This window comes from Pseudomonas cimarronensis (assembly GCF_049331905.1).
Taxonomy (GTDB): domain Bacteria; phylum Pseudomonadota; class Gammaproteobacteria; order Pseudomonadales; family Pseudomonadaceae; genus Aquipseudomonas.
On sequence record NZ_CP186283.1, the window covers coordinates 3,155,260 to 3,169,969 of the forward strand.

Below are 14,710 nucleotides of genomic sequence, written 5' to 3' on the forward strand. Positions count from 1 at the left end.
ATGCAGTAATAAAGAAGAAGCCTGGTAAACCAGGCTTCTTGTGACGCTTTACTCCGCTTTCGGCTGCTCGCGCAGGCGAATGTGCAGTTCACGCAGCGACTTGTTATCCACCTCACCCGGCGCCTGAGTCATCACACAGGCCGCACTCTGGGTTTTCGGGAAGGCAATCACTTCGCGGATCGACTGCGCACCGGTCATCAGCATCACCAGGCGATCCAGGCCGAAGGCCAGGCCACCATGAGGCGGTGCACCGAACTTCAGGGCGTCGAGGAGGAAGCCAAACTTCTCCTGCTGCTCATCTTCGCTGATGCCCAGCACACGGAACACGGTCTGCTGCATGGCTTTGTCGTGGATACGGATCGAACCGCCACCCAACTCGGTGCCGTTCAGCACCATGTCGTAGGCACGCGACAGCGCCGCAGCCGGGTTAGCTTCCAGCTCAGCCGGGGTGCACTTCGGCGCGGTGAACGGGTGGTGCATGGCGGTCAGGCTACCGTCATCGTTCTCTTCGAACATCGGGAAGTCGACAACCCACAGCGGCGCCCACTCGCAGGTCAGCAGGTTGAGATCGTGACCCAGCTTGATGCGCAGAGCACCCAGAGCTTCGCTGACGATCTTGGCTTTATCCGCACCGAAGAACACGATGTCGCCATCCACTGCGCCGACGCGATCGAGGATCACATTGATGTTGTCCAGCGGGATGTTCTTGACGATTGGCGACTGCAGGCCTTCGACGCCATTGGCGCGCTCGTTGACCTTGATATAGGCCAGACCCTTGGCGCCGTAGATGCCGACGAACTTGGTGTACTCATCGATCTTGCTGCGCGGCATGCTCGCCCCGCCCGGTACGCGCAGCGCGGTGACGCGGCATTTCGGGTCGTTGGCTGGGCCAGCGAAGACTTTGAAATCAACATATTTGAGCTGATCGGCAACATCCACCAGCTCCAGTGGGTTGCGCAGGTCCGGCTTGTCCGAACCGTAACGACGCATGGCTTCAGCCAGGGTCATGTGCGGCAGCTCGCCAAACTCAACGTTGAGCACTTCCTTGAACAACTGACGAATCATCTTCTCGGTGATGGCCATGATGTCGGCTTCATCGAGGAAGCTGGTTTCGATGTCGATCTGAGTGAATTCCGGCTGGCGGTCAGCACGCAGGTCTTCGTCGCGGAAGCACTTGGCGATCTGGTAGTAGCGATCGAAGCCAGCGACCATCAGCAACTGCTTGAACAGCTGCGGCGACTGCGGCAGCGCGAAGAAGCTGCCGGCGTGGGTACGGCTCGGTACCAGGTAGTCACGCGCGCCTTCAGGGGTGGCACGGGTAAGGATCGGCGTTTCCACATCGAGGAAACCGTTGTCATCCAGGTAACGACGGATGCTGCTGGTGATGCTCGAACGCAGTTTCAGCTTGGCCGCCATTTCCGGGCGACGCAGGTCGATAAAGCGATAGCGCAGACGGGTTTCCTCGCCCACATCGGTGTATTCGTTGAGCGGGAACGGCGGGGTTTCCGCTTCGTTCAGCACTTGCAGCTCGTAACCCAGTACTTCGATTGCGCCGGAGGCCATGTTGGCGTTGCCAGCACCGGCCGGACGCAGACGCACCTTACCGGTGATTTTCACCACATATTCACTGCGCACCTTGTCGGCTGCGGCGAAAGTCTCGGCGCGATCCGGGTCAAATACCACCTGGGCCAGACCTTCACGGTCACGAATGTCGAGGAAAATCACTCCGCCATGGTCACGACGGCGATGTACCCAACCGCAAAGGGTGACTTCCTGGCCGTCCAGGCTCTCGTTCAGTTGGCCGCAATAATGGCTGCGCATCATGGTGGTGGTCGCTTCTCTTGAGTCTTGAATTCGTTGGGTCGCAATAACTGCGACGCTCGTTGGCCGGATGACCGGCTGGCGCAGGCGCCATTTTCCGCAATTGTGCTGCCTTTAAGGGGCGCGAAACGATTCAGCGCTGCATACGCAGCCGACTGTTCGCCCGACAAAACGCGGCAAAGCGCGGGATTATATATGGTTAAGCCGCCACTTGCAGCCGCCGCCCCACGCGCTTTTGCCAGTGCTTTCTATACTCAGACGTGCAGCACCCTGACCATCGAGATAGGAAAAGGCTTATGGCCACGCCGAATCTGGCAGAAATACCCAGCGATTTACTGGCCGATTTTCGCCTGGAATCCAGCGAACAGTTCCAGCGCTGCGAGCAATTGCTGATCGAACTGGAACACACGCCCGGCGACAGCGAACGCTTGCGCGAGCTGTTCCGCCTGGTGCACACGCTCAAGGGCAACCTCGGTTATATCGGTCTGGACGCGCTGATGAAGGTGCCACAAGCCATGGAGGATGTGCTCGCACGCCTGCGCGAAGCGCAGCTCAATTTCGACAGTTTGCTCGGCGACATCCTGCTGCTGACCCTTGACCACCTCAAAGAGCAGATCCGCCACGCCCTTGGCGGCGCCGAACCGCAGCTCAGTCCAGCACAGAGCAAGGCCCTCACGCAGGCGCTCAGCGCCCTGGCGCTAGCACCAGACACTCAACAAACCGGCATTCGCAGCGCCCTATTGCAGCAACTCGACCCCAGCTCACGCCCACCTGCCAGTATCGCGACCGCCGAACCGGAAGCCGCCGAATTGCTCAGGCGCTACGGCATCGAGCCAGACGCCGACCTGCTGTTCTTTGTCGACCTAATGCAAGCCAGCGAACGTCGCTCGCACTTCTGGCAAGGACGCGGCCTGCGTCAGCTTGACCTGGGCCTGGCGATCAACCAACGCGGCGGCAGCCCCGAACACCCCGCACAAATGGCCGCAGCCATCTGCCTGCATGATCTCGGCATGGCCTTTCTGCCACTGGACATGCTGCACAAGGAGGCACACTTCAACCGTGAAGAACGCCGACAGATGCAGTCACACCCGCGTTTGGCCTACGAACTGCTCAAACGCATGCCACGCTGGGACGCCGCCGCAGAAATCACCCTGCAGCATCAGGAACAGGCCGACGGCAAAGGCTATCCAAAAGGGCTGAAAGAAATCGAGATCAGTCCAGGCGCTTTAATCATCAGCATCGTCGATACATTTGACGCCCGTACCCATGAACGTGCTCATCAAACCTTGAACAAGCGCCCGCTGCTACGCGCCATCCTGGAAATCAACAACCTCGCCGGCCGGCAGTTCAGCGCACACTGGGTCGAGCTGTTCAACCAGACGCTGCAACAACACCCAGAGTTGGCGCATCGCTAAGCCCCAGAAAAATTGAACCCATGCCGAGCAATAGCCTCCAACCATCACTTTCATTGATATAAACCACATTAAAGCTCGGTAAAGCCCATGGTAGTCTCTGCCCATTAGCGGGCAGCCAAGCCCCGAGCCACCTGAGAGGAGAAATGGTATGGAAATCAATATCGGAATTGCCGAGCAAGACCGCGCCGCCATCGCCGAAGGCCTGTCACGCCTGCTTGCCGACACCTACACCCTGTACCTGAAAACCCACAACTTTCACTGGAACGTCACCGGCCCGATGTTCAACACCCTGCACCTGATGTTTGAAGGTCAGTACACCGAACTGTCGCTGGCCGTCGACCAGATCGCCGAGCGTATTCGCGCCCTGGGCTTTCCGGCACCTGGCACTTACGCGGCCTACGCCCGCCTCTCCTCCATCAAAGAGGAAGAAGGCGTACCAGCGGCCCAAGATATGATCAAACAGCTGGTACAAGGTCAGGAAGCGGTCGTACGCACCGCACGCGGTATTTTCCCGCTACTGGACAAGGTCAGCGACGAACCGACAGCAGATTTGCTGACTCAACGCATGCAAGTCCATGAAAAAACCGCCTGGATGCTGCGTAGCCTGCTGGCGGCGTAGGTAAATCACGTAAAAGGCCCGTTTCTACGGGCCTTTTGCTAGGCGCTTGAGCGGCAGCTGTTCTATGCTTTGGTCAATTGCAACTTGGCCACAGTGACGTGCATGAACAAACCCGCAAAAGCCCCCAGCGTCCTGGAACTGTTTCCAGAAGAAACCCGCGATGCAGCGGCACTTCTGAAGAAAGCAGTCCCCCTGATGATGCGCCACGACATTCCACCAAACCCGGTGCATTACGCCCTCTGGTACACCTACAGCAAGGGGCTGGAGCCCGAACTCAACCGCCGCCTGGACAAAACCGTCGCCGACTTTGACAGCTTCCCCCCGGAAACTGCGGCCAAGCTGTTTCGTGACTACATCATCCATGGCGAACTTGAAGAAGCCCGCGCCGGCCAACAACAGGTCATCGAACTGGTCGACGATATCGAAGGCAATGTGTCACGCAGCATTCTGGGCAGTCGCAACTACCAAGTCAGCCTGGAACACGGCCTCGCCGCCCTGCAGGAACCAATCATTGATGACCTGCCCAATGTGCTCAACGAACTGCAGCAAAGCACCCAGCTGATGCAGGATCAGCAGGACAAATTCCTCTACCGCCTCAACGCCGCGCAACAGGAAATCAAAAGTCTGCGCAGCCAGCTGGAGCGCGCGCACATCGCTGCGACACTGGACAGCCTGACCCAGGTCTTCAACCGCAACGCCTTCAGCCGCTTGCTGGAGCAGACCTTGAGCAGCGAACACGATGGCGTCGCTCTGGTCATGCTGGATATCGACCACTTCAAACAATTCAACGACCAGTACGGCCACCCCCTGGGTGATCGCGTGCTACAGCATGTTGGCCAGTTGCTACGCGATATGCTCCCGGCCCGCGCAATTGCCGCGCGTTATGGCGGCGAAGAGTTCTGCATCATCCTGCGCGACTGCTTTGATGCGGCAACCGTGCACAGCTTTGCCGAACAACTGCGCCTAAAAATCCAGTCATTGCGCATCAAGGTGCGCCGCACTGACGAAGTACTCGACAGCATTACCGCCTCTTTCGGCTATGCCCTGGCAATCCCTGGTGACACGCTGGAGACCCTGCTGACCCGCGCTGATGATGCGCTCTATCAAGCCAAACGCGACGGCCGTAACCAGGTAAATCCCCCCCCCAGCCAAACAGCACTCAGCGCCTGATTGAGAACCCCACCTCTTTACTGTTAAATACGCCCCGTGCCGCCGGGCCATCTCTATGGTTCGGCGCATAGGCTGGCTTCACGCGCTCTACTCCCTCCCGCAACAGCAACTACGCGCAACCAGCTCTTCCTGATGATTATTTGAATTAAGCGAGCCCATCAAACATGTTGAAAATTGTCCACCTTCTGACCGGCGCACTAGCCCTACTGCTTTCTTTTGCCCCCTCCTTACGCGACACACCTGAATCATTGCTGCAACAACCCGAGGCTCTATGCCTTGCCCTGTTCGGCCTCCTCAACCTGCTGTTTGCCCCACAACTGCCAATCTGGCATGCCGGCCTGCGCCATCAGGCACAAAACCTGGTTTCCGCACTGCTGGTACTTGGCACACTGCTACAAGCACTGATCCTGCTTGCGCCACTGCCACTTATTGCCAACCAACCCGCCAGCCTGTTCAGCCTGATCATCATTGCCGCCGCTATTGCCGTACACCTGGCCACTAACCTGCGTCTGAAATCACGCAGCACCTCGAGCACGCAAGACCTGGGCGACCGCGAAACTGGCACCGTCAAATGGTTCAACACCTCCAAGGGTTTCGGCTTTATCTCCCGCGACTCGGGTGACGATATCTTTGTTCACTTCCGCGCCATCCGCGGCGAAGGGCATCGCGTTCTGGTTGAAGGCCAACGTGTTGAATTCGCAGTTATGCAGCGCGACAAGGGCCTACAAGCCGAAGACGTAATCGCCGCATTACCAACACGTCGCTAAATCTATTAATGAAAAAGGCCCGCACAGTGCGGGCCTTTTTCATTTAATTGACTCAATAATGCGGTGGCGGGGCCTCACTCTCGGCCAGCCCAAACTGCGAACTCACCTCATCCTGCCGCTTGGCCAGCGCCGCAACCTGCATCTGTAAACGCTCTATCAAGCGCTGCTGCACCACCAATTCATCATTGAGTGCCTGAATCGTGTCGTCCTGAAAAGCCAGGCGGCTTTCCAGCTCATTGATACGCTCGTCTATGTTCACCAATCAACTCTCAACAAAATTGAAATCGCCAGTCAGCACCAACCGTAAGCGTGCTTTTAATACTGCCAACTGCTCAGCACTGTAGGCCTGCGCAGGATGCCGCCCCCACACTGGCGCCGGCCAGGCAATGTCTTCACGCCGACGCACAATGACATGCATGTGTAGCTGACTGACCACATTCCCCAGGGTCGCCACATTCATCTTGTCCGCTGCAAAACAATCCTTGAGCACCTCAGCCAGCCCAGTGGTTTCACGCCAGAGCTGCAACTGATCTTCTGCATCCAGCTGAAACAACTCACTGACATCCTCACGTTGCGGCACCAGGATAAACCAGGGGTACTGCACATCATTCATCAGCAACAAACGGCTCAGTGGGTAGTCGCCCAACCAGATAGTGTCCTGCTGCAAGCGCGCATCGAGTGCAAACATAATCATTTCCCTTGCTACAAACTCAAAGTATTGGTGCTGCCATCACTTTAGCCGCATAAACCGCTCAACTTTCGTTGCTCAGGAATGGAAGCAGAGCAAATTGCGAACAACCGTCTGCCGCCATATTCCAGCCGTTACACAAAGGATACGCGGAAGCGCCATAACCAACACCTGCCCCAGCAAAACCATCACGCACCAAGAGGCAGCACACCCCCACGTGCACCACAGAGATGCGCACCAAAATTGTTCCCTTCGGTAATCCCTCGCAACATACCGCAGATGGCAGACCAGCCTCCCCACAAGTCAAGGCCAAGCCCCAGCGAAAAACACCACATAGAAAAGCCTGTCTGAACACTAAAAAACAGAAATAACCCCTGAAAAGTTGAGCGAAAACCGGCGCAAAGCCCAATAACACTGGGCACCGACCACTATCACACAAGAAAATTCCAATTTTTTCGATTTTGAGCACGACTATTGCTAAACAAACCCTGACAAAACGCACTGCACCGTTTGGCAGCCCTGGGCCACCAGCGAGCAGGGGCAAAAATCCGTCAGTATTGACTCGCAGCACGCCAGCTGCTTCTACAAAATTGCGACATGATTCATAAGCTTTTGCGACACGAGCGTGAAGAAATCGTAATGAATAGATTGCAACTATCGCCAACATTGGCAGCGTGCTATAAGTTACCGCCGACACAAAAAGAAAGAGCCGTCCATATAACAACCAGCCGGACGGCGCAACTTTTCTAAACCAAAGGAGCAATCACGATGCAAGTGATGAAGTGGAGCGTAATCGCCCTCGCAGTAGCAGCGGGCACCACCCAAATCGCCATGGCCTCTGACCAATCAGAATCCAAAGGCTTTGTCGAAGACAGCAGCCTGTCGCTTCTCGCGCGCAGCATGTATTACAACCGCGATGCTCGCAACGGCGCTGATCGCGGAGTTGTTAACGGAAAACGTGTTGGATATTCGGAAGAGTGGGGCGGTAGCGCCCGTGCAATTTTTGAATCCGGCTTCACCCAAGGCACCGTAGGCGTTGGTGTAAATGCTTATGCTGGCACCCTGTTCCAGCTGGATACAGGCAGCGGCCGCCGCGGCCTCGGCATGTTCCCAGAAAACGAAGGGAAAGACCTGACCATCGCAAACGCTGCGGTCAAAGCCCGCATCTCCAACACAGTACTGACCTACGGCTCTCAAATGCCCGGGCTTCCGGTATTGGCCGCCGATGATGGCCGCCTGCTGCCAGAAACCTTTGAAGGCACCATGATCACCAGCACAGAGATCGAAGGTCTTGAACTCAATGCTGGTCGCTTCACTGCACAAAATTCAATGAATCAGTCTGGCAGCGATAGCTTTGGCCTCAAATCTATCGATGTAGCTGGTGGTTCCTATGCTTTCAGCGATGACTTCAGTGCAGCACTGTACTGGAGCGACCTTGAAGACTTCTACGAGCGTAAGTATGCGAACCTGAATTACAACCTGTCTCTTGCTGAAGAGCAGTCTCTGAATTTTGACTTTAACATTTACAAAAGCGACTATGATCGCCAGTTTGGTGGTGGCGACAACACCATCTGGAGTCTAGCAGCAAAATATACCACTGGTGCTCACGGCTTTATTTTCGCGCACCAGCGTAACACTGGTGATCGTGGCTTTGATTATGGCTACGGCGATGGTGGCGGTTCTATTTTCGTAGCCAACAGCTTCCTTTCTGACTTCAACCTTGAAGATCAGCGCTCCTGGCAGGCTAGCTATGAATTGGACATGGCTACGTTTGGCGTACCGGGCCTCAGCTTCAAAACTGCCTATATCTGGTCTGACAACATTGCAACCGGTGCAGGCGATGACGGCAAAGAACATGAGTTCTTCAACCAAGTTAAATACGTAGTCCAGGAAGGCGCTGCGAAAGATCTTTCGTTCCGCGTTCGCTCTTCAGTACTACGCAGCAACTCCGAAGTCGGCACCGACACAAACGAAGTACGTGCCTACATCGAATACCCACTGAGCGTTCTGTAATTCAGAGCGTTTAGCCGGTAAAAAAAGCCCGACCTAGGTCGGGCTTTTTTTATTTCCTGCAAAAACTTATAACGGTAACGCATAAGTCCCCGTTACATGCGCCACCAACTCATCTTCATTACCCAATGAATAGACCGAAACTTCGCAAACCGCCTGCCTGCGACTCAATCTCAATATCCGCGCTTCTGCCAATAGATCAACTGGCTTGGGCTTGACCAAGAAGTTGATATTCAGGTTTGACGTTACCGCCATCTCGACCCGCCCGAGGCGACCCAATACAACGGCGTACATGGCCGCATCGGCCAAGGCCATGATGGTCGGGCCGGACAAAGTGCCACCTGGACGCACCAGTCTGCTGTGAAATGGCACGCGCGCCAGTGCTCCCTCGCCGTCCAGACGATCAATACACAAGTTGATGTCTTCCGCCATCGGCAACCCTGCACGAATCAGCGCCTGCACCTGTTCCGCCGTCAATATCGACACACTCCCCTCCTTTTATAAGCACACGCCAGCATCCTGTACGCATCTGTACAGGCACCGTACAATGCGGGCCATTGAAAATCTCTTGCAACCGACAGAACAGCCAAATATGCGTACTAGCCAGTTCCTGCTCTCGACTCTCAAAGAAACCCCGTCCGATGCCGTAGTGATCAGCCATCAACTGATGCTGCGTGCCGGCATGATTCGCAAGCTCGCTTCCGGCCTCTACACCTGGCTGCCCATGGGTCTGCGCGTGCTGCGCAAGGTTGAGAACGTTGTACGTGAGGAAATGAACGCGGCCGGCGCACTGGAAGTACTGATGCCTGGTATTCAACCCGCTGAACTGTGGCAGGAATCCGGGCGTTGGGAGCAGTACGGCCCGGAACTGCTACGCATGAAGGATCGCCACGGCCGTGACTTCTGCGCGGGCCCGACTCACGAAGAAGTGATCACCGACCTGGCGCGCAACGAGCTGAACAGCTACAAGCAGCTGCCGATCAATATGTATCAGATCCAGACCAAGTTCCGCGACGAGATTCGTCCGCGCTTCGGCCTGATGCGTGGCCGCGAGTTCATCATGAAGGACGCTTACTCCTTCCACGTTGACCAGGCTTCGCTGCAAGAAACCTATGACCGCATGCACCAGGCCTACTGCAATGTGTTCACCCGCCTGGGCCTGAACTTCCGCCCTGTGCAGGCGGATACCGGCTCCATCGGCGGCACTGGCTCCCACGAATTCCATGTACTGGCCGACTCCGGCGAAGACGATATTGCCTTTAGCGATAGCTCCGATTACGCCGCCAACATTGAAAAAGCCGAAGCCATTCCGCGTGAAAGCAGCCGTGGCGCTGCGACTGAAAGCATGCGCATGGTTGAAACCCCAGACACCAAGACCATCGATGCACTGGTGCAGGGCTTCGGTCTGGCCATCGAAAAAACCATCAAAACCCTGATCGTCCATGGCGCCAAAGAAGGCACTCTGGTCGCCCTGATTGTCCGCGGCGACCACGAGCTCAATGAAATCAAGGCCGCCAACCTGGAACAGGTTGCCAGCCCGCTGGTGTTTGCCAATGAAGCCGAGATCCGTGCAGCTGTCGGCGCAGGCCCAGGCTCGCTCGGCCCGGTGAATCTACCGATCACTTGCATCATTGATCGCTCGGTCGCCCTGATGAGCGACTTCGCCTCTGGCGCCAATATCGATGACAAACACTACTTCGGCGTTAACTGGGAGCGTGACCTGCCCCTGCCGGAAGTTGCCGATCTGCGCAATGTGCTGGCCGGCGACCCGAGTCCGGATGGCAAAGGCACCCTGGAAATCAAACGCGGCATCGAAGTCGGACATATTTTCCAACTCGGCACCAAGTACAGCCAGGCACTGAACTGCCAGGTACTCGGCGAAAACGGTAAGCCAGTGATTCTGACCATGGGCTGCTACGGCATCGGTGTTTCTCGCGTAGTGGCAGCCGCCATCGAGCAGAACAACGACGAACGCGGCATCCTCTGGAATGATGCACTCGCACCCTTCCATATCGCCCTGGTGCCGCTGCGTTACGAAACCGATGCGGTGCGCGAAGCCACCGACAAGCTGTATGCCGAACTCACTGCCGCCGGTTTCGAAGTACTACTGGACGACCGTGACAAAAAAACCAGCCCGGGCATCAAATTCGCGGATATGGAGCTGATCGGTATCCCGCACCGCATTGTCGTCAGCGACCGCGGTCTGGCCGAAGGCAACCTGGAATACAAGAGCCGTCAGGAAACCGAAGCCCAGGCCGTGCCTGTGGCCGACATCATGAGCTTTATCCAGGCCCGTATCCGCCACTGATTTCAGCCCTTTTAGCAAGAGTCGTCATGTTCAAGCGAAACACCCTCAGCCTCACTGCCACCCTTCTGGGTGGCACCCTGCTACTTAGCGGTTGCGCCAATCATTTGCCGCAACGCAGCGAGCATGAGGAGCGTATCGAGCGCAAACTGCTCGATCACAGCCTGCAGATCGATGTGGGGGAGCCGCGCGTACTGGAGCTGCCACAGCGCCGCGTACGCGTGCATGAACAGAAGACCTTCGAAGTTACAGCCTTCGACGTGACACGCCGTTACGACCGCTACACACCTTACCAACCCTGGCGCGAGCTGTATGAAGTACCACTCGGGGCACTGGCGATTGTCGGCGGTATTGGCGCAAACGTGATGAATGTGGTGCTGCTCGGCAGCCTGCCGGATACCGTAACCAAAGACTGGATCAGTTACGGCTTTGCCGGTATCAATCCGGCGATGAACGTCGAGTCCAACGGTCGTTCGCAGCAGAACCTCGCCAGCTTGGAAGAACGTCGTCAGGATGCGCGCATGGAATACTCCAGCCTGCCCTGGGCCGAGCGCCCGGTGCAGGTCAAGGCAGGCGAACAGACCCATGAACTGCTCACCGATCGCAACGGCATCCTGCGTCTGAACCTGCTCGACAGCCCATTTGCCGAGCAGGATGTGACACGTATCAGCACCCTGCTGCTGACCGTTGAAGATGACCAGGGCTCGGCCCGTGCCGACGCCTCCCTGCTGGTCAGCCGCACCTTGCGTGGCAAGCTGCAGGAAGCCCATGAACTGATCTACGCCGACCTTGAAGGGGATGACGTGGCCCAGTGGGTACACAGGGTCAAGCGCTTGTCGGAGCTCGGCCTTGAGGAAGAAGCCAGCGAGCTGGAACAGAGCCTGATCGAGCTGACGCGCAACGACCCCGAACTGCAGAAGATCTTCCTGCTGGCCCTGACCAGGGACGCAGGACGCCTGGTTGCTGACCCTGGCCACGACTGACACAGTATGTGGCCGCGCCTGACCTGCACCCTGCTGGGCCTGCTGTGGTGGGGCACGAGCCAGGCAGACATACGTCAGGCACCGGAACCGGAACTGCGCGCCCTACTCCAACAAACAGTGGCTCAGGCTGATAGCTTTCAGGATCGTTTTGATGCCGAAGTCTGGCTGTTGGATATGTCCACGCGCATGCGTCGCTACATTCCAGACGCAGAGGAACGTCTGAGCCTGTTACGGCTCGTACATCGCGAAGCCAGCAAGGCAGGTTTGCGTCCTGATCTGGTGATTGCCCTGATTCATGCCGAGAGCCATTTCGACCGCTTCGCCATTTCTTCGGTCGGCGCTCAAGGCATGATGCAGGTGATGCCGTTCTGGAAAGCGGAGTTGGGGCGACCGCATGACAACCTCACCGACAATGCCACCAACCTGCGCTACGGCTGCACCATCCTCAGTTTCTATCTGCGCAAGGAAAACGGCGATCTGAATCGCGCGCTGGCACGCTATAACGGCAGCCTCGGCAAGCATGCCTATCCGGCCAAGGTGGTCGGTTTCTGGCACGACTTCTGGTACGTCAAACCCTAGGATGGGTGAGCGGCGCAAAGTACAAGGCGCACATAACGGCGAACCCTGCGCGCCGCATAAGCCATCAACGACTCAGCGCCGCACAATAAACCCGGCAATTCCCTGTACAGCCTGCTCCTGCAATTCAAGAGCGGTGACCTGAGCGGCTTGCGGGCCAGCCTGCAACCAACTGGCCAATTCGCTCACAGCGGCCTCATCCCCCTCAAACAGCACCTCAACCCGACCATCAGCCAGGTTGCGCACCCAGCCACTCAGCTCAAGGCGTTCAGCCTGCTCCGCTGTCGTCTGCCGAAAGCGCACACCCTGCACACGCCCACTGACATAACCATGCATGCAAATATGCGCCATGACCTACTCCTGTGCCTTGAGCGCGGCCAGACGTGCTGTTAAGCCGGCTGCCGTCTGCTCGCCCAACAAACGCTCGCGCATCCGCCCCTGAGGATCGACGATATAGGTCACGGGCAGTACCTCTGCGCGTGGCAACTGATAACGTTCGGCCGGGTCCTGCGCCAGTACCGTGAAGGAAATGCCCATATCCTGCGAGGCCTGGCTCAATTTCTCATCCAGCAGCCCATCGAAATTCACCCCGAGCACCTGCACCGATTGTGCCTTGAGCTGTTTCTCCAGGGCGTTAAGCTCGGGAATCTCGGTGCGGCATGGCGCACACCACTGCGCCCAGTAATTAATCACTAACCACTGGCCTTCCAGGCGCTCAACCGCTACCTTTCGTCCATGTTGATCGACGCCTATGTCTTCCGCGCACCCAGCCAGAATCAGACCTATGCCGACGCCTGCCACAGCACGAATGATCGCCTGGAAACGCATTCCCATGCATTCGCTCCCTGATTCGATAAGGTTGATATGACATTAGATGCCTTGCGCCTGGAAGTGCCAGACATCCTCGAGAACGACGTCGCGCCGCTGGCCGATCTCAACGAGCAACTGGCCCAAGCGCGCCTGCAGCCAGCAGAACAGGCTCTGCAACAGGTATTGAGCCTGCTCTTCAGGCTGAACCGCAGCGCCATGACCTTACTCGAAAGGCAGCGCGCACTGCAAAGCTTCAGCGATCAATACCGCCACTACAGCAAGGCCTATCAGGACGAGACACCGCCCAGCGCACTGTTTGTTCATCTGTGCGGCGAACTGGCGGTCGGCTTCAAGCGCCTGTTGCTGCAGATTCTTCAGGGTCGCCAGCCGTCACGCCCACATCTGGCCTGGTGCCTGTACATGGCCCAGCACTTCCTGGCACAGAGCCTGTTGCGGCACTACCAGCTTTATCAGGAACCACCGCCCAGCCTGTGGCGCGACAGCCACCTGCTGTACTGGATCGGCGAACACCAGGATTGCCTGGATGAACCGGTTGCCGCCGCATTCCTGCCGCAACCCGCCAGCACCCTGCGCGGCATCTACCAACAGATGCTGCTACTGGCATTGAGTAACCCGTTCCATCTGGCTAATGGTGAATGCGCCCTGCTGTTTGGCGCCCTCTCCCCTCTATCCGGCCTGGCTCGCCTGCTGCCTTGGGATGAAGACGAAGACATCGAAGGCCCGACAATCGACCTGACCGAGTCTCAACCCTGCTTGAGTTATGACCAGGTTGCCGAAGGCAGTCCGGCCTATTTACGCCGTTTTGAGCTGGGTGCTCTGCTGGTCGCCCTGCACGAACCTGCGCCACTGCAAAGTCAGGCTGAGCGCCAGGCACTGGAACGTGTACAGCAACACTGGCTGGGACGTCAGCAACGTCGCCACGCCCGCGCCGACCACAGTTCCACATGCGAGCTGGTGGTTGGGCTGACGGGCATCCATGCCCAGCTGCTGGAACAACGACCTGCCCGCACTGCCGCACAGATGCTCGACGCCAGCCCCGGTGGCGCCCGCCTGCTGTGCAATGCCGACCAAGCCGTTCAACTGTCGGTTGGTCAACTGGTGCTGCTGCTCACCGGCAGCGACACCCCGACCCTGGCCCTGGTGCGCTGGCGCCATCTGAACAGTGAAGGTCTGCACCTCGGTCTGCGCTATTTGAAAGGCCTGCCACGCCCCGTGTGGTTGCGCCGTGCGCCCAGTGCACAAACCCATCCCGGTGTGCTGCAAAGCACACCGGCACCGGGTAATGGCTGGCACCACGGGTTGTGGCTGCCCAATGGGCAGTTCGTCGAAGGGGAAAACGTCTGGTTGCAACTGGCCAGCGCACACAATCAGGCCATTCTGCCGCTGCCTGCCGCCAACCTGATGACGGCCTCGGTCACCCGCTACCCAATGCAGTTGGCCTAGATAGATTTACCCTTACGCTAAAACTGCGAGAAAGGTCACGCCGAACATCGGCCAAGCGCACAGTTTCATCGGGAAGGCTCCA

Annotated in this window: 16 protein-coding genes and 1 pseudogene; 10 read left to right on the forward strand and 7 right to left on the reverse strand. The window is 57.6% G+C overall.

The window, feature by feature from the left end:
• Positions 1-48: 48 nt before the first annotated feature.
• Positions 49-1,824: an aspartate--tRNA ligase gene (gene aspS, locus ACOCLD_RS14660; protein WP_422909689.1), complete on the reverse strand. Its 1,776-nt coding sequence runs from the start codon at positions 1,822-1,824 to the stop codon at positions 49-51.
• 293 nt (positions 1,825-2,117) lie between these two features.
• Here aspS and ACOCLD_RS14665 point away from each other — a divergent pair, with 293 nt between their 5' ends.
• The 5 genes and pseudogenes from ACOCLD_RS14665 to ACOCLD_RS14685 all read left to right on the forward strand — a co-directional run bounded on the left by ACOCLD_RS14665 (position 2,118) and on the right by ACOCLD_RS14685 (position 5,792).
• Entirely contained in the window at positions 2,118-3,236 is a 1,119-nt protein-coding gene (locus ACOCLD_RS14665; protein ID WP_422909690.1) for an HD domain-containing phosphohydrolase, read from the forward strand.
• Positions 3,237-3,384: 148 nt separating this feature from the next.
• Positions 3,385-3,855, forward strand: a complete 471-nt coding sequence (locus tag ACOCLD_RS14670) for a Dps family protein (protein WP_108489828.1) — start codon at positions 3,385-3,387, stop codon at positions 3,853-3,855.
• A 102-nt stretch (positions 3,856-3,957) separates the two neighbouring features.
• Complete coding sequence (locus ACOCLD_RS14675; RefSeq protein ID WP_422909691.1) at positions 3,958-5,025, forward strand: GGDEF domain-containing protein; 1,068 nt, start codon at positions 3,958-3,960, stop codon at positions 5,023-5,025.
• Positions 5,026-5,189: 164 nt separating this feature from the next.
• A pseudogene (locus tag ACOCLD_RS14680) lies at positions 5,190-5,462 on the forward strand (cold shock domain-containing protein membrane protein); the annotation flags it as partial.
• 105 nt (positions 5,463-5,567) lie between these two features.
• Positions 5,568-5,792: a cold-shock protein gene (locus tag ACOCLD_RS14685; RefSeq protein WP_233685204.1), complete on the forward strand. Its 225-nt coding sequence runs from the start codon at positions 5,568-5,570 to the stop codon at positions 5,790-5,792.
• Between the two features lie 52 nt (positions 5,793-5,844).
• On the opposite strand, the gene ACOCLD_RS14690 is transcribed toward ACOCLD_RS14685, so the two are convergent.
• The 3 genes from ACOCLD_RS14690 to ACOCLD_RS14700 all read right to left on the reverse strand — a co-directional run bounded on the left by ACOCLD_RS14690 (position 5,845) and on the right by ACOCLD_RS14700 (position 7,147).
• On the reverse strand, positions 5,845-6,051 hold the full coding sequence (locus tag ACOCLD_RS14690) for a SlyX family protein (RefSeq protein ID WP_233684591.1): 207 nt from the start codon (positions 6,049-6,051) through the stop codon (positions 5,845-5,847).
• Between the two features lie 3 nt (positions 6,052-6,054).
• The gene (locus ACOCLD_RS14695) at positions 6,055-6,480 is read right to left on the reverse strand and encodes an HIT domain-containing protein (RefSeq protein WP_422909692.1); all 426 of its coding nucleotides are present in this window, start codon (positions 6,478-6,480) and stop codon (positions 6,055-6,057) included.
• A gap of 64 nt (positions 6,481-6,544) precedes the next feature.
• Entirely contained in the window at positions 6,545-7,147 is a 603-nt protein-coding gene (locus tag ACOCLD_RS14700; protein ID WP_422909693.1) for a hypothetical protein, read from the reverse strand.
• A gap of 101 nt (positions 7,148-7,248) precedes the next feature.
• Here ACOCLD_RS14700 and ACOCLD_RS14705 point away from each other — a divergent pair, with 101 nt between their 5' ends.
• Positions 7,249-8,493: an OprD family outer membrane porin gene (locus ACOCLD_RS14705; protein WP_422909694.1), complete on the forward strand. Its 1,245-nt coding sequence runs from the start codon at positions 7,249-7,251 to the stop codon at positions 8,491-8,493.
• A gap of 66 nt (positions 8,494-8,559) precedes the next feature.
• On the opposite strand, the gene ACOCLD_RS14710 is transcribed toward ACOCLD_RS14705, so the two are convergent.
• Positions 8,560-8,967: a PaaI family thioesterase gene (locus tag ACOCLD_RS14710; RefSeq protein WP_422911819.1), complete on the reverse strand. Its 408-nt coding sequence runs from the start codon at positions 8,965-8,967 to the stop codon at positions 8,560-8,562.
• A gap of 115 nt (positions 8,968-9,082) precedes the next feature.
• On the opposite strand from ACOCLD_RS14710, the gene ACOCLD_RS14715 reads away from it, so the two are divergent.
• Genes ACOCLD_RS14715 through ACOCLD_RS14725 form a run of 3 tightly spaced genes read left to right on the forward strand, consistent with a single transcriptional unit; the run spans position 9,083 to position 12,357 of the window.
• On the forward strand, positions 9,083-10,798 hold the full coding sequence (locus ACOCLD_RS14715; protein WP_422909695.1) for a proline--tRNA ligase: 1,716 nt from the start codon (positions 9,083-9,085) through the stop codon (positions 10,796-10,798).
• 26 nt (positions 10,799-10,824) lie between these two features.
• Positions 10,825-11,778, forward strand: a complete 954-nt coding sequence (locus tag ACOCLD_RS14720) for a hypothetical protein (protein ID WP_422909696.1) — start codon at positions 10,825-10,827, stop codon at positions 11,776-11,778.
• Between the two features lie 6 nt (positions 11,779-11,784).
• A complete protein-coding gene (locus ACOCLD_RS14725) occupies positions 11,785-12,357 on the forward strand; it encodes a transglycosylase SLT domain-containing protein (RefSeq protein ID WP_422909697.1) in 573 nt (190 codons plus the stop codon).
• Between the two features lie 72 nt (positions 12,358-12,429).
• Here the strand turns inward: ACOCLD_RS14725 and ACOCLD_RS14730 are convergent, their stop codons facing one another.
• Entirely contained in the window at positions 12,430-12,705 is a 276-nt protein-coding gene (locus ACOCLD_RS14730; RefSeq protein WP_422909698.1) for an acylphosphatase, read from the reverse strand.
• 3 nt (positions 12,706-12,708) lie between these two features.
• Positions 12,709-13,188 (reverse strand): TlpA disulfide reductase family protein, encoded by a 480-nt coding sequence (locus ACOCLD_RS14735; RefSeq protein ID WP_422909699.1) that lies wholly within the window; start codon positions 13,186-13,188, stop codon positions 12,709-12,711.
• 30 nt (positions 13,189-13,218) lie between these two features.
• Between ACOCLD_RS14735 and ACOCLD_RS14740 the strand changes: the two genes are divergently transcribed.
• The gene (locus ACOCLD_RS14740; RefSeq protein ID WP_422909700.1) at positions 13,219-14,628 is read left to right on the forward strand and encodes a PilZ domain-containing protein; all 1,410 of its coding nucleotides are present in this window, start codon (positions 13,219-13,221) and stop codon (positions 14,626-14,628) included.
• Positions 14,629-14,710 lie beyond the last annotated feature (82 nt).